General features: G+C 44.4%; 15 protein-coding genes. 7 read left to right on the top strand and 8 right to left on the bottom strand.

Features of this window, described 5'->3' with window-relative positions; all coding sequences use genetic code 11:
- Positions 1–14: 14 nt before the first annotated feature.
- Complete coding sequence (gene cutA / locus NP165_RS13625; RefSeq protein WP_257086275.1) at positions 15–335, top strand: divalent-cation tolerance protein CutA; 321 nt, start codon at positions 15–17, stop codon at positions 333–335.
- Here the strand turns inward: cutA and NP165_RS13620 are convergent.
- A complete protein-coding gene (locus NP165_RS13620) occupies positions 299–910 on the bottom strand; it encodes a DUF2238 domain-containing protein (protein WP_257086274.1) in 612 nt (203 codons plus the stop codon). The genes cutA and NP165_RS13620 overlap by 37 nt on opposite strands.
- 226 nt (positions 911–1,136) lie before the next feature.
- Between NP165_RS13620 and NP165_RS13615 the strand changes: the two genes are divergently transcribed.
- Both NP165_RS13615 and NP165_RS13610 read left to right on the top strand, forming a co-directional pair.
- Positions 1,137–1,976 (top strand): isopenicillin N synthase family dioxygenase, encoded by an 840-nt coding sequence (locus NP165_RS13615; protein WP_257086273.1) that lies wholly within the window; start codon positions 1,137–1,139, stop codon positions 1,974–1,976.
- A 108-nt stretch (positions 1,977–2,084) separates the two neighbouring features.
- Positions 2,085–2,711 (top strand): DNA-J related domain-containing protein, encoded by a 627-nt coding sequence (locus tag NP165_RS13610; protein WP_257086272.1) that lies wholly within the window; start codon positions 2,085–2,087, stop codon positions 2,709–2,711.
- 120 nt (positions 2,712–2,831) lie between these two features.
- Here NP165_RS13610 and NP165_RS13605 read toward each other — a convergent pair whose 3' ends face one another.
- The 4 genes from NP165_RS13605 to NP165_RS13590 all read right to left on the bottom strand — a co-directional run bounded on the left by NP165_RS13605 (position 2,832) and on the right by NP165_RS13590 (position 8,533).
- Positions 2,832–4,487, bottom strand: coding sequence for an ABC-ATPase domain-containing protein (locus NP165_RS13605; protein WP_257086271.1), 1,656 nt, complete (start codon positions 4,485–4,487; stop codon positions 2,832–2,834).
- 93 nt (positions 4,488–4,580) lie between these two features.
- Positions 4,581–6,473, bottom strand: a complete 1,893-nt coding sequence (locus NP165_RS13600) for a sensor domain-containing phosphodiesterase (RefSeq protein WP_257086270.1) — start codon at positions 6,471–6,473, stop codon at positions 4,581–4,583.
- Positions 6,474–6,657: 184 nt separating this feature from the next.
- Positions 6,658–7,860, bottom strand: coding sequence for an enoyl-ACP reductase FabV (gene fabV, locus NP165_RS13595; RefSeq protein WP_257086269.1), 1,203 nt, complete (start codon positions 7,858–7,860; stop codon positions 6,658–6,660).
- Positions 7,861–7,933: 73 nt separating this feature from the next.
- A complete protein-coding gene (locus NP165_RS13590) occupies positions 7,934–8,533 on the bottom strand; it encodes an arylesterase (RefSeq protein ID WP_257086268.1) in 600 nt (199 codons plus the stop codon).
- Between NP165_RS13590 and NP165_RS13585 the strand changes: the two genes are divergently transcribed.
- From NP165_RS13585 to NP165_RS13575, 3 genes are all read left to right on the top strand, one after another.
- Positions 8,532–9,206 (top strand): ABC transporter ATP-binding protein, encoded by a 675-nt coding sequence (locus NP165_RS13585; RefSeq protein ID WP_257086267.1) that lies wholly within the window; start codon positions 8,532–8,534, stop codon positions 9,204–9,206. The two genes, NP165_RS13590 and NP165_RS13585, sit on opposite strands and share 2 nt — an antisense overlap.
- Positions 9,206–11,647: an ABC transporter permease gene (locus tag NP165_RS13580; RefSeq protein ID WP_257086266.1), complete on the top strand. Its 2,442-nt coding sequence runs from the start codon at positions 9,206–9,208 to the stop codon at positions 11,645–11,647. Before NP165_RS13585 ends, NP165_RS13580 begins: the two co-directional genes overlap by 1 nt.
- Before the next feature lie 287 nt (positions 11,648–11,934).
- The gene (locus NP165_RS13575) at positions 11,935–13,374 is read left to right on the top strand and encodes an FAD-dependent oxidoreductase (RefSeq protein ID WP_257086265.1); all 1,440 of its coding nucleotides are present in this window, start codon (positions 11,935–11,937) and stop codon (positions 13,372–13,374) included.
- Positions 13,375–13,472: 98 nt separating this feature from the next.
- On the opposite strand, the gene NP165_RS13570 is transcribed toward NP165_RS13575, so the two are convergent.
- From NP165_RS13570 to NP165_RS13560, 3 genes are read right to left on the bottom strand one after another with little or no spacing between them, the layout of a single operon-like run.
- Entirely contained in the window at positions 13,473–14,405 is a 933-nt protein-coding gene (locus tag NP165_RS13570; protein WP_257086264.1) for a 5-oxoprolinase subunit C family protein, read from the bottom strand.
- Positions 14,402–15,109: a 5-oxoprolinase subunit B family protein gene (locus NP165_RS13565; RefSeq protein WP_257086263.1), complete on the bottom strand. Its 708-nt coding sequence runs from the start codon at positions 15,107–15,109 to the stop codon at positions 14,402–14,404. The genes NP165_RS13570 and NP165_RS13565 overlap by 4 nt, the downstream gene beginning before the upstream one ends.
- Positions 15,109–15,858 (bottom strand): 5-oxoprolinase subunit PxpA, encoded by a 750-nt coding sequence (locus NP165_RS13560; protein WP_257086262.1) that lies wholly within the window; start codon positions 15,856–15,858, stop codon positions 15,109–15,111. The genes NP165_RS13565 and NP165_RS13560 overlap by 1 nt, the downstream gene beginning before the upstream one ends.
- A 489-nt stretch (positions 15,859–16,347) precedes the next feature.
- On the opposite strand from NP165_RS13560, the gene NP165_RS13555 reads away from it, so the two are divergent.
- Entirely contained in the window at positions 16,348–17,985 is a 1,638-nt protein-coding gene (locus tag NP165_RS13555; protein WP_257086261.1) for a diguanylate cyclase domain-containing protein, read from the top strand.
- The last annotated feature ends 10 nt before the right edge of the window (positions 17,986–17,995 follow it).

The raw sequence follows: 17,995 nt of genomic DNA, 5'->3' as shown, positions 1-17,995 counted from the left end.
CGAGGAGTTGAATCATGACAGGACAATATTGTATTACCCTCACCACAACAAATGATGAGGCGAATACTAAGAAGATCATTGATAGCGTATTGTCTAAAAAGCTTGCGGCGTGCATTCAGACAATGCCAATTCAAAGCCATTACTTATGGAAAGGCGAAGTGTGCTGCGATAATGAAACATTGCTGATTATGAAATCAACCAGAGCATGTTATGCAGAACTGGAGGCCGTGATTGTGGAGAATCATGATTACGAAACTCCACAAGTTGTTCAGGTCCCATTTGCTGAGGGTTTTAACCCTTATTTGACATGGTTAGAGGAAAACACACTTCGCTGAGATACCAGCAGGGTCAGCGACGTTATCGCGCCTAACGTATCCATAAGCATATCTTGCTGCGCATCCCAAATATCACCTTGTGATCCTAAAAATGCGATGCCTTCGTTACCACCGGCGAGGGCAGCATACCACCATTCAATGATTTCATATCCTGCTGCCAATGCCATAAGCGCGAATAACGCAAACGGAACACTTAACGCGGGCTTTGCGACTTTATTTCGAATTAAATACTCTGCCACTGGGTAGGCATACAACCCTATTGAGAAGTGAGCCACACGATCAAAATTGTTCCTTTCAGAGCCTATCAGTTGGTTGAACCAATCAAACGGCACTTCTGCAAAGGTGTATTTCGCCCCAACGGTGTGCAGTATTAGCCAAATGAACATCAAAGTATAAGCGGTGTTTGAAAAGCGGTAAGAGCAAGAAATCCACCAAATGACAGACAGTATTCCTACTGCTGGAATAATTTCAGCAACCCAAACAGCACGAGAAGCTGGTTCAATGGCTGAAAATATAAATACAGCCATGTAGAGCGCAGTAAGCGATGTAAGTAACGGAGACTTAGAGTTGGGCATTATTATAGAGTTCCTTAGTTTCAGCCTATTTATCATGCCACTTAATAAAACACTGTTCAATTATCTTTGTGTTAGGGCAATGAAAAGAGATAACAAAATGTGTTGAAACGTTTTTGTATCGCACATTTAAGCAACAAACGTGCAATTTCGTTACATGAAAGTTTGATTTGGGTACGCATCGCACATAGAATTTGCGAACGAATTTATAACTATTCAAAGTAAAGTCATGAAACTGGAAACTGTCGATTACCTTGCAGACAATGCAGCCGAGCTATTTGTTACATCATTACGTGAAACGGGCTTTGGCGTGCTTAAAAATCACCCTATTCCAAAAGAGCTTGTAGAGTCAATTTATGAAAATTGGTACAAGTTTTTTATGTCAGAGAGAAAAAACGAGTTTACTTTCAATGTAGATACTCAGGATGGCTACTTCCCACCAACAATCTCTGAAGTTGCTAAGGGACATTCTGTTAAAGATATTAAAGAGTATTTTCACGTTTACCCTTGGGGACAAATCCCAGAAGAATTGAAAGAGCAAATCCTAGATTACTATGATCGCGCGAACGCGTTTGCAGAAGAGTTACTTGGCTGGGTTGAGGCTTACGCTCCGAAAGAAGTTCAGCAAAAGTTCTCTATTGCGCTGTCAGAAATGATAAACGGCAGTCAAAAAACGTTACTACGTATCCTGCATTACCCACCAATGACGGGTGATGAAGAACCAGGCGCGATTCGTGCGGCAGCGCATGAAGACATCAACCTGCTGACTGTTCTGCCAGCGGCGAATGAACCTGGTTTGCAGGTGAAAGGTAAAGACGGAAATTGGATTGATGTGCCTTGTGACTTTGGCAACTTGATCATCAACATCGGTGATATGCTTCAAGAAGCGTCTGGTGGTTACTTCCCGTCAACCACTCACCGCGTTATTAACCCTACAGGTGAGCGTCAGGAGCAGTCTCGAATTTCTCTGCCTCTGTTCTTGCATCCCAAGCCTGAAGTTGTGCTATCAGAACGTTACACAGCGGATAGCTACCTAATGGAACGCTTACGTGAATTAGGCGTAATCTAAGCGCAATAGAAAGTGTTAGAAGGTCAGCAAATGCTGGCCTTTTTTATAGGTATCAGGTTCTTACTCGGCTAGTTTAGTATTTGAAGTGGATTGGAACTAGGGGAGCGCATGAGTCAGGAAATTACTGAACAATATCAGCAGTACATGGAAAATCCGTTACTGTGGCCGGTACTTGAGGTACTACGCAAAGTACCATCAGGATGGAAAGTGCATACGTTATCCTCCCACCTAAGTGAGTTGGGGTTTATCCTTGATCTGGACCGCTCTGCTGAAAAAGATCTGTTTAAGCGTAATTTTCTCATTATGAACGCGCTTTATCAGTTGCAGGAAACACTCTACCCAGACAATTGGCTTCAAGTCCAAGCGATGGATATTGTCCTGTTTGCAAGTGGCCATTCGTATACTAATCAAATTGACCACCAAGATCCGTTAAGAGATTACTACCTCGATTGGAATAACTATGAGGCGGATGAGGGAGAGGTAAAACGGCTACTGAACGATTTTTGGAACCGTTATCAGGATTTTGTCGGCTCAAGAAAGCATACTGATCTCGACAGGGCTCAAGCGTTAAATTTGTTTGAGTTACCAGAAAACGCGTGCGCTATAGAGATTCGGAGAAAATGGCGAAAGCTTGCGCTTAGGTGGCATCCCGACAGAGAAGGCGGCGACAGCGAGCAATTTCGTCTTTTGTGCGAAGCATGGAATGTACTGAGAGTTAACTCTTCAACCATCTAACTCTGACGCGAGCGTGGAGAGGACAGTCGTATTCCACTGTTGATGTGATGTTTAAAGCATTGATGTTTGAAGAAAAGCGCCACAATGTGACGCTTTTATCCATGATGATTTATTAAGCGATTAGTTTGATGCTTTAAATTGAGACTTGCGCATTCTATTTAATGCTGCCATCGCATCCAGTGTTCTAGGTTTAGCAAGATCACCTTGGTTTGGCATTTGTTTTGACCAGTCACCTTCAAGCATCTGCTCGATCTCTTTCGCTGGGTTAGAAGACCAACCTGGAAGTTGGGCTAATTGGAACCACAACCAGCCAATTGCATTGACCTCGGAGCTGGATTCTAATTGCTCAAGTGCGCTCAAGTCCGTGAACTCTTTACCGAATCTTAGCGAGTCGACCCCTTTTGCTGATACTCTGAATTTACCATCAGCAAGAATTTTTTGCAGAGCGGCGCGGTTCAACGCGCGAGGTCTGAATGTTTCAAGTGGTGATTCGCTCTCATTATGGCGCTCAGTAGGGTGCTGAAGAATCACCTCTTTGGCTTTTTCAGAAACATCAACCGCTTGGTAGTCGTGCATCTGGATAACCGTGTCCGCCACATCTAGGTAGTCACCCGAACCACCCATAACGATAACCGTAGAAATCTCTAACTCATCGCGAAGTTGCCCAATACGATCCACCAACGGGGTAATCGGTTCATCGCCTTTACTGACAAGTGCTTGCATTCTCTCATCACGAATCATGAAGTTGGTTGCCGAAGTATCTTCGTCGATGAGTAGCCCAGTTGCACCCGCTTCGATTGACTCTTGAAGCCAAGCCGCTTGTGAGGTTGAGCCAGACGCATCCTGGGTAGAAAAGTCCGCCGTATTCTTACCCATAGGCAAATGGTTAATGTAGTTAGACAGGTTCAAGTTGTGAACGCTGCGACCATCTTCCGCACGAATCTTCATCGAATTGTGGTTCGTTACAATATGCTCTCGACCATCACCTGGAATATGGTTGTAGATAGAGCGTTCTATTGCATTGAGCAGCGTTGACTTACCATGGAAACCACCGCCGACAATCAGCGTGATCCCCTTACGAATCCCTAAGCCTGTCACTGGCCCTTGGTTTGGCGTGTTGATGGTTACTTCCAATGACGCTGGGGCGTTAAACGAAACGGCTTCTTTCATCGGTAGGTCACAGTTACCCGCAATACGAGGTAGGATAGAGCCGTTACCCACAAAGGCCAATAAGCCGAGTTGATCGAGTTGTGAACGCATGTACTCTTGGTCTTCCACAACTTCACAGTGATGGATCAATGCGTCTTTATCTAACTCGCGCTCTAATGTTGCGCGGCGAATGAATTTAGGCAAATAAAACGTAAGAAGGTTGTCGGTTTTTTTTCCTAGAACGGAGCGTCCCTCAGCAGGCAAGCTCACTCTAAAACGTAGCTCGATACCTTCTTCTGTGAACAGAACAGCGGTGTTATCCATTACAGCCTGACCTGTTAATGCGATACTCAAGCTGCCTTCTTGTTTCGAAAGTTCCGCGAAGCGGCGAGCGATAAAATCACGCGCTGCGATTTGGTAAGCTTCAGATTTTGTTCTCAGCCAGTCTAGGCCTGTTACCGACCATGGTCTTACAGCACGAACACGAGAAGCGGAGGCGTATGGGTCGGCTTGTACGTAGTCAATATAAAACGTGTAATCGCTGAAGTCGTACTGACCTTTGATTTGTTGATAAGCACGATAGTTTTGTTTTTCGATTTTCTTAAGTGTTGCGGTTAACTGATCCATAAGACCTTCACAAGCCAGATAAAATAAAGGGCGGAATTATATACCTAACTGTAGCGGTTATGCGAGCTCAACAACAGCTAATCGGCTTATCATTTAAACATCAGTGCGTTTAAGCATTAAACTGGCTTCAAATTCATCACAGGGCATGGGCTTGCCATATAAGTAACCTTGCCCAGCATCGCAACCTTCTGCGACGATGAATGCTTCATGCTTTTGTGTCTCTACACCTTCTGCTGTCACTCTGTAGCCAAGTTTTTTCGCGATATTGATGATGGAGCGAACGATTTCCTGATCTTCCTCATTATCTTCCAGCTGATTAATAAAGCTTTTGTCGACTTTAATTGCGTCGAAGGGAAATTTTTTGAGGTAATTAAAAGAGGCATAGCCAGTTCCGAAGTCATCTAGTGACAATGTCACGCCAAGTTGGCTTAACGAGGTTAATGTCTTTTGTGCGATTTGTTCATCGGCAATTAGCCCCGTTTCTGTCACTTCCAGCTCTAGAAATTGAGCGGGCAACTGATAAGTGGTCAGAAGGTTTTGTACTTGGTCGACAAAGTGAGGGCTTTGGAGTTGCACTGCCGAAATGTTTACACCCAGTTTAAAGTTATCGACTTTTCCTACCCACTCACTGGCTTTTTCAATAGCAGAGCGCAGGACAAAATTACCCAGTTCAAAGATAAGTCCATTTTGTTCTGCAAGGTGAATAAGCGGTTCGTTAGAAATATCGCCTAAAACGGGGTGTCTCCAACGGAGTAAGGCTTCTGCACCGATCCATTTGTGCGTAACAGGCGAAACTTTAGGCTGGAAATAGAGCAGCAGATCATCGTTTCTTATTGCTTGTAAAAGGTAACTTTCTAACTGGTTGAGGTGCTTGTGGATGTCTGATAAATCTTGTGAGTAGAAGCTAAATTTATGTCCCGAGTCTTTGCAAGAAAGCATGGCTTCAAAGGCGAACTTTGATAGTTTACTGCTACTGATGGTGTCTTTAGAGGTCGCGATACCAATAAAACTGTGTAGGTGGAGTTGCTCACCTTCAACTGAAAATTCGGAGTGGCTGGTTTCCACTAAGTGATCGCAAAGCTGCTGAATGTCTTCATCAAGGTTGTTGGAATACAGAAGAAAGGCGAGGTCAGTGGAGGTGGGTCTGGCAGTGACAATGTCGTATGCGCTTAAATCTCCGAGTCTTTGCCGGTATTCAATCAGTACCTCATCCCAAGCGCTATAACCATATTTTGACTGAATGCGCCGGCCATTCGCAAATCCCACATGCAAGAGCGCAACGTGTTTCTCATTTTGGTCTGTCGTACTTCTTAGCAGTATTTTGGATTCGCTTTCGAGGGCAGCCCGATTTAAAAACCCCGTGGCCAAATCATGGTTCTGCTGAAAAACAATTTTCTGCTCAGCAGCGCGCCGTTTGTCCATTTCAATGTTAAGTGAGTAGTTCAGTTCAACAAGATCTTGTGTACGTGTTTGAATTCTCGACTTGAGTGCGGTATTTAACTGTTGCAAACGCTTGTTTTGATACAGTGTTTTCAACTGCGCTTCTATGGTGTCGCGGAAAGACTCTAACAGTACTTGATAGGTCTGTAAGAAATGATTTTCTTTTTTGTCCAAGACACAGATCGTGCCAAAAGGCTCACCATTTGGCCAATAGATCGGCAATCCGTAATAGGCTATAAAGCCCAACTCAGCGTCGGGGTTATTTTTCCATTCTGGGTCGATGATTGCATTGGGGATGTGGAGTTTTTGACCCGTCTCTATGACTGTTTCACAGTATAACCTTTGATTAAGCGGTTCTTTCTCTCCAGGGTGGTAGGGATGAGCCACATTGTTATTGGCGGTAAAGACTTCAATGTGTTCTTCGTGAATACGCATGATCAATGCAGCAGGCACAGACACTGTCTCTGCCAATAGGTTCGCAATGATCTGCCAACTATCAAGCATTTCGTGTGGAATACAGATATCGGCAGTGTTCAGTTTTGACATACGTAATCCCTACATAGCGTTTATATTATCCAGCGCAATCCCGACACATTACTAATATAGCTACGTTTGAATTAACTTATCCTATCGACTCACATGGTTGTGGTGCCAAATACGTCTAATGTCCAACTAATGAGAAGCCCTCACGTGAATAAGGGCTTTTTTGATGTGTGTCTGATCCCAAGTGCTAATCTGATTCTTCAGGTATAAAATCTTCGAGATTGAAGGGCTGAGTGTAATCGATGGACTCGTAACCAAAACCATTGAGTTGCATGAATGCTTTCTTGAAACCTTGATAATCCCCAAGTTGTTTAAAGTTGTCGCTGTTCATCTGATCCAGCAATGCAGAGACTTCTTGTTGGGTAGAGGCATCAAGTTCCCAATCGTCCATGCGAATTAGGCGTTCGAAGTCGACTGGAATACGTTGATTGCCGTACAACTTATCACTAAACAGGCGCTGCATTTGCTCTATACAGCCTTCGTGTTTGCCTTGCGCTTTCATTACTTTGTATAGCGCGATCAAATAGGGGCTTAACCCAGGTATAAACACGCTGGCTTTCGTCACTAATGCTTTACAAACCGTCGCATACGCACCGCCACCAAAGTTAGCCAGTTTTAAATTAAGTGAGTGACTGGTTTGATGTAAGTCGATCTTTGCGCGCCCGAGAGTGCCATCTAAATAAATAGGGTGGGTTATCTCTGGACCAACATAAGAAAAAGCAATGGTTTTACATCCGTTTGCGATAGATTCAACGTTGATGAGCGCATCGACCCAGTTTTCCCAGTCTTCGCCACCCATAATTTTGATCGTGTCTTCAGATTCTTGCTCTGTTGCTGGTGTGAGTGTCACTTCATGCCAAGTATCATCTTCGAGTGAAATGATCGCTCCTGAAACAGATTCTCCAGTTGGCTTTATTGCGGTGCGCAGCATTTCTCCAGTTTCAGAGTTCGGACGAACACCCGCAGCAACGCTGTAGATAACTAAATCTACTTCACCTTCGAAGTAAGTCTCAATAGCTTCAACCACTTCTGCCTTGCATTCTTTGGAAAAAGCGTCACCGTGAATATTTACTGCTATCCGACCTTCTGCTTCTGCGTACTTTTTAAAGAAAATATTGTTGTAGTAGCCCGCTGTGCCAACGCCTTTTTCTGATGGGCCTCGCTCAAAAGAAACGCTGATTGTGTCACTTTTAGAGCCGCCAAATGCTAGAGCAATTCTGGCAGCTAATCCAAAGCCCGACGAGCCTCCAATGATAAGAACGCGTTTAGGTCCTAGAGTGATAGGCTTTGCGTGCTTTACGTAGTTAATTTGTCTAAGTACCGATTCTTCACAACCTAGAGGATGTGCCGTACGTGCGACTACGCCGTTGATAACAGGCTCAATAATCATGTTTCAGTCCTTTACTTCAAGGGATTGGAACAAGTTAACGTAAAACTGAGTAAATTTTATTGAGCTAGACCAATTAGAGGTGATTAATTAGTTCATTAGCAACAAATTCTGCAATCCAAGGCTGAGCTTCGGACCTTGGATGAAGTCCGTCATCCATCATCCAATCGGGTTTGGAGATCACGCCTTCCAGGAAAAAGGGAAGAAGAGGGACGTTGCTTTGTGTTGCCACAGTCGGATAAAGCGCGGCAAATGCTTCGGTGTAACGTTTACCGTAGTTGGGTAACACTCTAATCTGCATAAGAATTGGCGTAGAATTAGAGACGCGAACCATATCGATCAGTTGTACAAGATTGTTTTGAATCAGTGCTGGCGGAAAGCCACGAAGACCATCGTTTGCACCCAGTTCAATGAGCACATAGTCCGGTTGGTGCTGTGTCAGCAATTGGGGTAAGCGCGCGATTCCGTTACCAGTCGTGTCGCCTGAAATACTGGCATTAATAACATTAACGGCTTTACCTTTTTGTGATAACACATCCGGTAATAAAGTTGGCCATGCTTTTTCGATAGGCATTTGGTAGCCTGCACTAAGACTATCACCCAGAATCAACAATTTACTCGCGTTAACTGGGAAAGCAAAAACAACAATAATGGCAAGGGAAAGTAAACGAAACATGCAAACATCCGTGATTAAAGCAAACTCTGTGTCCAAAGTAGTCTCTACTAAACAAGAGCAATTAACAATCCTTGAAGAGATAAACCTTGATATCAAAAGCGGAGAGAGTGTCGCTATTGTCGGCAGCTCTGGGGCAGGGAAGTCGACCTTGATGACTTTGTTAGCTGGCTTGGATACGCCAAGCGGCGGACAAATTGAGCTTTTAGGAAAGGAGTTAACCGCGCTGGGTGATGAAGAGCGCGCGGCTATCCGTAGTGAGTTTGTCGGATTTGTCTTTCAAAGCTTTTTGCTGATTCCAAGTTTAAGTGCATTGGATAATGTGACGCTGCCTTGTTTACTCAAAGGCGATGACGAAGATATCGAACGTGCAAAATCATTGCTGAAAGCCGTTGGTCTGGAGCATCGTATGGAGCACTCACCAGCGCAGTTATCCGGTGGTGAGCAACAACGCGTCGCTTTGGCCCGAGCCTTTATGATCCAACCCAAAATATTGTTTGCTGACGAGCCAACGGGAAACTTAGATCAGCACACGGCAGAAAAAGTCGTTGAATTGCTGTTTGATTTAAATAAGCAGCATGGCACGACATTGATTCTGGTTACCCACGATATGCAGCTTGCAGAGCTTTGTGACCGCCGAATCAGTATGCATGCAGGAAGATTAGAGGAGCAGTGATGAATATGAAGACAGCTTCTTCCCTCAATAAGCGTCTATTTAGATGGAGCTTAAGTGAAATCAGACACGGACAGTTGTGGCCAGTTTCCATTGCTTTGACATTAATCATTGCGTGTATTTTCGCGTTAACCGCGTTGGCAGAAAGAATGGAGCAAGTCGTCGTCAAACAGGGAAAAGACGCGCTGACGGCGGATACCGTTTTTATATCTTCAAATCCAATTCCCGAGTCTTTGATCATAGCAACCGAGCAGCAGGGGTTAGTTACTTCTAAGCAAACTCGCTTTGCGACCATGGCATTTAGCGACACGTCAATGAAGCTCGTTATGGTCAACTCGATTGATAGCCAATACCCCTTGCGTGGTGAACTGCTGCTTTCTAATGGCAGCGACACCGTGACGCATGTAAACCCTGGTGAGCTTTGGCTGGATGAACGTCTATTTGCTCAATTAGACGTGAAGGTGGGTGACAGCGTCACACTGGGTGATGCGGATTTTATCGTTTCAGGTCGTATCGTTGAAGAGCCTGGACTGAGCTTCAATCCTTTTCGTCAAATTCCGTCGGCGTTTATCCACGAATCAGACCTTGAAAAAACAGGGGCAGTACAGTTAGGTAGTCGGGTTCGTTTCGCCTTGTTTATCAACGGTGAGGATACGGCGATTAACGCAGTAAAGGAGCAAGTGACGCTTACACCGAGTGAGCGATGGCGAGACCAAAACAGCGCAAGCAGAACAAACGAAGTATTCCAGCGAACAGGGCAGTATTTATCTTTGACGGTTGCCATTGTTGTAATTATGGCCGCAACGACACTGGTGTTAACTTGCCAGCATTATGTTAGTACCCGAAAAAAGACCATCGCGATGCTGAAAAGCTTGGGTGCGAGCCGTGCTTGGATTGGGCGATGGCTATCAATTCAAGTGCTTATCTTGTTGGGCGTAGCGGCGGTTTTTGGTGTTGCGATTGGGATAGGGCTGGAGGTCGTGCTACGAATACCACTGGTTGATTTGTTGCCTAATCCACTTCCCACTTACGGTATAAGCCCAGCAGTCATAGCGATTATGACAAGCGTATTGATCGCTGTCCCCGCTTTGGGTATCCCGCTTCTTGGTCTATTGAATGTGAGTGCGGCAAACGTTATGCAGTCTTCTTCGGACTATGAGAGTGGTAAATCCTATCGTTGGCTGGTGGTGGTTCCTTTACTGCCAATGCTTGTTGCGTATTATCAAAACACCATGGTTTGGATTGTTTTGGGTGGCATGCTCGTACTGTTTTTTGTCCTTGCTGTTTTAAGTTTATTGATTACCCGTTCAATTGCAAAAATGCCCCTTAAACCTGCTGTTAAACTCGCGCTTAGCCGTATTAACCGATCGACGGTCGCGACAGGAATACAGTTTGGCGCGTTGGCACTTTCCTTGATGTTATTGGCGGTAATGTGGTTAGTCAGAACCGATCTTCTTACTGACTGGAAACGAACGTTACCTGCAGATGCACCGAATGCGTTTGCACTCAATATTGCGCCTTATGAACGAGACGCGTATTTGTCAGCACTCGATCAAAACGGGATAGCGCGCTCCAACGATTACCCAATTATCCGTGGGCGCTTAGCAGAAATTAATGGTGAGGATGCTAAGGAACACGCGCAAGGCGGAGAAGGGACTGATGCTCTAAGGCGAGAGATCAACTTTACCTTTGCCAGCGCTATCCCATCGTATAACGAGGTGCTAGATGGGGCGTGGACTGACAGTAATGGTGTCTCTGTGGAATCCGATGTTGCGAGCGATCTGGGTTTAGAAATTGGTGATGATTTAACATTTGTTATCAATAGCCAACAAGTCAGTGCACGCGTCAATTCGATTCGTAAAGTGGAGTGGCGGGATATGAAACCGAACTTCTACTTTATCTTTACGCCGGATGTGTTAGTTAATATTCCTGCGACTTACTTAGTTAGCTTTAGACTGCAAGACAAAGATAACGGCTTAATAAACCAGCTTTCGCGCTCATATCCGACAGTGAGTTTGATGGATATTCGCAGTATGGGGGCTAAGATCCAGCAGTTGCTCACTCAGATTGTGTGGTCGATCACCGTCCTTGCAGCGTTAGGTGTTGTAGCAGGGGTAATGCTGATATTTACGTTGTTAAGACTCAGCCTAGGACAGCGTCAATCGGAAATACAACTCTACCGAACGCTGGGTGCGAGTAAGAAACGAGTCACACAAACGATTTGGGCTGAGTATGGTCTTATGGCTCTTATCGCAGGCATTATCGCGGCCTTAGGTGCAGAGTTGGTGGTTGGGGCCTTAATGAAGTTTGGTTTTGATCTCTCACCAACACTGCATTATTCGATTTGGTTGGCGTTACCAATACTGACTTTCCTGACTTTAGCATTAGTTGTTAACAGTATGATAAAAAGACTGCTAATCCCTATAAATAAAGCATTTAGCTAAACTCTATAGCGCTGAGTTATTCACTTATCCACAAAAACAGTGGATAAAGTTTGGGATAACTCAGCCTGTAGATAACTATGAAAGTCGTCTAGCCCTTGTATTATGAATGTGTTGGGCGTGTTTGTTATTAACACTGGCTAAAAAATCGGATTTCCCAGAATTTGAGTCAAGATTTTTTTTACTTTTTTGTCGTCAAATTCATTTTACTTCTCCCTGAAAAAATTGTGTTTTTCTTATAAGCCTATAAACAGTAAAATGCACTTAGAATGAATGGATTAACCATATAAATGCAGCCTGATTTTCCCCATAAAAGTGCACCTTCCATTGCTATTATTGGCGGTGGTATTGCTGGCGCTACCGCAGCGGTTCACCTTGCTGAACTCGGTCTCAACGTAACTCTTATCGAAAAGAAAGACGGATTGATTTCTGGTCCGCCAATTTGCCATTTGCACGCAGGTGGTAATCTGTACCGTGAAATCTCAACCGAGCAGTGTCTAGTCCTTCTAAAGCAGTCTATCGATACGGCTCGCTTATATCCTAATACCGTAAACAATCGACCAACGATTATTGCTGTCCCTTACTTAGATGGTGGAACGCCTGAAGAGTTGTACGAGCGACTCATCTCAGTCCAAAGCGCTTATCAAGCTCTTGTTGTGCAAGACCCTGCGAACAAGGTGCTGGGTGAGCCCGAAGAGTACTATCGTTTCTATTCGCGTGATGAAATAGAAGCTCTGAAAGAGAAAACCCAACCCGAACACCCAAAAAGCTTTGATGACTGGCTTATTCCGTTCGCAAAGTATACCAACCTTGAAACGCTACGATTCCCAATCGCCGTCGTTCAAGAGCCAGGTTGGAGTGTGTTCAGAATTGGTGCGGCTGCAGAATTAGCGCTCGAGAAAATTCAAAATTGCCAGTTGATGCTCAATACGGAAGTGACGGATCTGGTAGAAAATGAAAACGGATGGACATTGCGTTGCCAGAACTCAGCAGGTGCGTCATACACTATCGACATCGACTATTTGGTGAACGCATGTGGATATGAGACAGGCACCATTGATGATCTTGCAGACAAGCCCCGGAATCGTTTGGTTGAGTTTAAAGCCGCTTACGTCACCAAATGGCCTCAACACAATGAGTTATGGCCAGAGGTGATTTTCCACGGCCCACGCGGCACGCCTCAAGGAATGGCTCAGCTGACTCCTTATGCGAATGGTGTGTTCCAGCTTCACGGCATGACAAAAGACATTACTTTGTTTGATGATGGATTAGTCTCGTCTTGCGAGCGTTCGTCGCAGCCTAAACTACCTGGGCGATTAAAGAGCAAAATCACATCAGGGTGGGATAAACAGGTCGTCGCAGAGCGTTCACGTCGCGCAATTGAACATATGGCACGCTTTGTTCCTGACTATCAACACGCAGTCGAATATGGAACGCCATTATTTGGTGCGCAACAGATTCCAGGAAATGACGAAACTCTGCGTGCGGCGGATGTCACCTTTGAAGGTAAACATTATGCTCGAATAGAGGTGGTTAAGGGCTCATCAGCGCTTGAAGCGGCCAGAAAATTGGTCGAACAATGGCACTTATATGACTATCAGTCTCGAACAATTGAAGAGCTGCACCCGGTAAGTATGTCTTTAGATTCGAAGCAGGTGGAAGAGAAAGCAAAGGACATGGCATTAAATAGAGATTACCCACCGGAACTTGCTCAGTATTACGGCGAGTAACCTGCGTTTAACACTATCCCAGCCTATATGTACGAACTGGGATAGTGGTTGCAGCCATCAAAGTCGTTCAGAACTAATACGGTTAATAGCTAAACTAGTTAATAACCGAAATAGTTCGCCCATTTACACCAAGCTTCTTGCAGGCCTAGTAGGTCTCCTTTCACGAACCGAACTTTTTGCCCCGGTTTCGCTTGTGCCAGTCTTGGCAGATCAATTCTAGCCACGCATCCTAGTTTCGCGTATCCACCAATAGTTTGGCGATCATTGAAGAGAACAATAGGCTCGCCATTGGGTGGCACTTGAATTGTACCTAGTGCAATGCCTTCACTTAGGTACTCTTTGCTCGGCGGTTTGACTTGTCCTTGATTAAGACGGTAACCCATTCGATCAATAAATTGGCTAACAACAAACTCTTGAGAGTAAAAGGCTTCTAGCTCTGATTTAGCGAAATCATCAACTTGATATCCTTCAATCACTCTTAGCTCAAGCGTTAGGTCGTAATCTGGCTTGTATCGGAAGGTCATTTGTATGGGTTTGGTTCTGACCTTGTGGGATTCAAAATGGAGTTCATCGTCTGCGCTTAGAGGCAAACCCGCATGGAGGCCGCCGAGTTGATCTCGGCACACGGTGGCACAGCTACCAAGTTGAGGTTTCGCGATAAATCCTCCTTTGACAGCTAAGTAACTTCTTAGACCATTCCGAGGTAAGCCGAATGTGAGTCTTTGACCTTGAAATGCGGGGAATGTTGACCAATTAGTTAGCAGTTTTCCATCCAATTTCGCATTCAAATCCCCCCCTGCGATAGCGAGTTCACAGTCGTTTTCGACCAAAAACTCTGCTTGTCCTAATGTAATTTCAAGTGCTGGGGAGTGCGTTGAGTTCCCCAAGAGGTGATTGGCCCAACTGTAAGCATAATCGTCCAGTGGTCCACCTTGCGTAATTCCTAAGTGGGATAAACCATATCGACCAAAGTCTTGCAGTAGTGTCTGCTGTCCGGGCTTTATGACTTTTATTAAGCTTGTTTTTTTCATTGCCATCCCCCGGTAATCTGTCCACCAAGTTGCAAAAATGATTCTAAATCGACGGGTTTAAATTTTATCTGCGTTCCAATTCTGAAAGGCAAAATGTTGGAAGAGTTAGGGTTGTAAATATCAACGGGACAATTGCCGATGATGTTCCATCCACCGGGAGATTCACTTGGGTAGATGGCGGTTTGATTATTCGCAACACCAACACTGCCTTTCACTACCTTTAATCTTGGTGATGATTTGCGTGCGAGATGCAGATTGTCATCTACCTCCGAAAGAAAGGCAAAACCCGCAGTAAACCCAATGGCACCTACGGTATATGTCTTACTGCTGTGAAAGTCGATCACTTGTTCCAACGTCAACCCTCTATCGTAGTAAAGCTGTAGATCAGGCCCTACGTCAGGGTGGTAATAGACAGGAAGCTCAACGCACTCGAATTCTGGTTTGTCGGGCAAATGTAAGAGTGCTTCGGTGACGATTTTCTCTAAATAGGGGACAAATTCGAAAATGGAGACCCGATGGGGAAGATAATCAATAAGAATGGTGTTGAATGAGGGAGTTACATTCATAACCCAATGACCGAGTTGGTTCCTCAAATATTGGCTGATTTCACCAATTACCCATGACAGTTGATGGCTTGGCTCTGCCTCAAAGCGAATTAATACAGAACATTCCGCGACAGGGTCTATGGTTGTTTCAATGTCCACTACGATCCCTCCATTTTTAATGTTTGTCGAATTTTTTCAATCATATTGATTGCGTCATCGTTGTCACCATGAACGCAAATCGTGTCTGCTTCCAATGAAATTGTGTATCCGTCCAGTGTTCTGACTTTACCGTAGCGTGCGATTTGAGTGACCTGATTTAAGATCTCATCTTCGTCAGTCATCACTGAGCCAGGCATCGTTCTCGGTGCTAGCTGACCTGTCGCCAAGTAGCGTCTGTCGGCAAAGGCTTCGAATAGAAGCGGTACGTCATAGTTATCCGCCACATCCAGCCAGTCTTGTTTATCATGAATCGCCAGCATCATCAGCGGAACGTTAAAACACGAGGCAGCATCAACCACGGCTTCGAAAATTTGAATGTCTTTAAGCATGTCGTTATACAACGCGCCATGAGGCTTAATGTAACTTATCTCCGCGTTAACGCTTTCACACAGGGCTTTTAAAGCACCAACTTGATAGATAACCATGCTCGTAATTTCTTCTATCGTCATTGGGATACTTCGTCTACCAAAACCTTGCATGTCTGGGTAACTAGGATGAGCACCAATTTGAACGTCGTATTTCAACGCTAGCCTAATCGTCCTACTCATAATAACGGGATCCGATGCGTGAAATCCGCAAGCAATGCTAGATTGATCGACAAATGGCATCACTTTTTCATCGTTACCCATTTTCCAATGGCCGTAGCTTTCTCCCATATCGCAATTTAAGCTAATCGGATTACTCTTCATGGTTTCATTTTCCTTGTACCGCTGTGTTATAACGATGTTGTAAAATCAGGTTCCAAACAGTGATCAATTTCATTTTTTAATCAATTACTTGCTCGATAAGCTGGATAGTATCAATTTTTTGTATCGCTCGATGGAGGGATGTACGAATGCTCTAGGTTTTTTCATCACTGCCCAAACGCATTTCTTATTTTTTCTAATCAAAATTTAGTCGAATTCATGCCAATTAGCGCTGAAAGTCCCCAGTTTTTGAACACAGGCACATTCAAGACTCTCTACACAGCGCACGACTATTCGATCTCTTTTTCGAAATCAAATCGATAGTTCTATCACGTGCAATTTATTGAATCTGCGATGGACTATTCAATAACGGCGGGTTTGGGTCGAAGGGGAGTGTCGGTCACGCTTATAATCCAGCCAATGACGGCATATATCAGAATTCTATTTTATTTCAGTGTTTTTTAGCAGTAGCTGGCGCAGTGGGAGTCAAACATGAAGCTTCTCAAAAACCTATCACTTAAGAGCAAGCTTATACTTCCGATCGTTGTTGTAAGCGTAGGAATGTTTGTTTTGGCGCAGGGCTATGCGCTATTTGCCGCGCCATTCAATGCTTCATTTCAGGTGAATTATCACACCGCCTTGTATAACAGTCTGCTTTTCTTAGTCCTTCTTATTGTAGCGGTGAGTGTGCTTTACATCATGATCGATAAGATTATTTTGGAACCTTTACATCGCCTAAGTCTAGGCATGCAGTCTTTTAACAATCAAAAGCAGTACGACTTGAATGTTTCGTCCACCTCGAATGATGAGATAGGCGCTTTGGCGGGCGTTGTTAATGAAATGCGTGTTCGTCAAATGAAAAGAGAAAAGCAGGTTATCTACAAGTTAGATAAGTTAGAAGAAGACAAATCTTTTATAAGTGAGGTGGTTGAAGCCGTAAACGATGCGCTGATTGTTGTTGATCGTTCAGGCACTATTCTTCACTTTAATACCGCAACCCATGATGTATTTTACTGCTTCAGTGACGGCTTTGAGGGTGTGAACTTAGCTGAAATCATTCAATGCAATGAAGATAACGCCACTTTTATGCGTGATGCATTAGAGAGTGGAATGACGTTTACGGACAAACAGGTGTGGATTCGCAATGCATTAGGTCAGCAGCAGTTGCTCAAAGTCAGCTTTACGACATTAAGTAGGAGCGAGCGATTTCTATTTACATTCCAAGACGTAACGGATGTTGAGGTTGCATTGCGCCGACAACGGATAGCGGCTGGTGTATTTGAAAACAGTCACGACGGACTCTTAGTTACGGATGAAGATGACGTGATTACCATGGTCAATCCGTCGATAACAAGATTGCTTGGTTACTCTCAAAAGGCGCTACTAGGCAAAAAACCAGAAGAACGTTTGGAATGGCAGCATTTTCGTTCACTGATGCCGACAATAAAAGAGTCCGTTATGCAGTATGGGCAATGGCAAGGTGAGGTATGGGAGAAGCATCTGTTTGGGCACAAAGTCCCTATGTTTGCCAAAGTGTCCATGATTCATCGGGCTGATGACGATAAATGTGATTACGTTTACATTCTTTCTGATTTATCTAGCGTGAAAGAAATGGAGCGTTTGGAATATCTGGCGCACCATGACTCGTTAACAGGATTAGCAAACAGAGCACAACTTTACAGCGTGTTAGATCGCACACTCAAAGATGAGCGAGAGGCAAAAAATGGCTTGGCGCTACTTTATTTAGACCTTGATGGATTTAAATTGGTTAATGATACTTTTGGCCATGATGCGGGTGACGAAATTTTGAAACGCGTGTCAGAACGACTTTTATCTCAAGTTCGATCGCAGGATTTAGTCGCTCGCCTAGCGGGTGATGAATTTGTCATTTTGCTTAAATCAACCGAACGAGAGAGCCTACCACCGCTTGCAGATCGTTTAATTGAGCTTATTCAGCAAGATATCGACTATCGCGGTAACCATTTAAAGGTTGGAGCGAGCATCGGTGTTCACTATGTCGATAATCGCAAGGTTCCAATGGATGATATTTTGAAAGCGGCAGACACAGCCATGTATGAAGCAAAGAATCGTGGTAAGTGTCAATTTGTGCTAAGCGAGCATGAGTCTTAACTTTGAGCTG

This window comes from Vibrio japonicus (assembly GCF_024582835.1).
Taxonomy (GTDB): domain Bacteria; phylum Pseudomonadota; class Gammaproteobacteria; order Enterobacterales; family Vibrionaceae; genus Vibrio; species Vibrio japonicus.
Note: the sequence above shows the minus strand (reverse complement) of the source record. Positions and strands in the feature narration are given on the sequence as shown.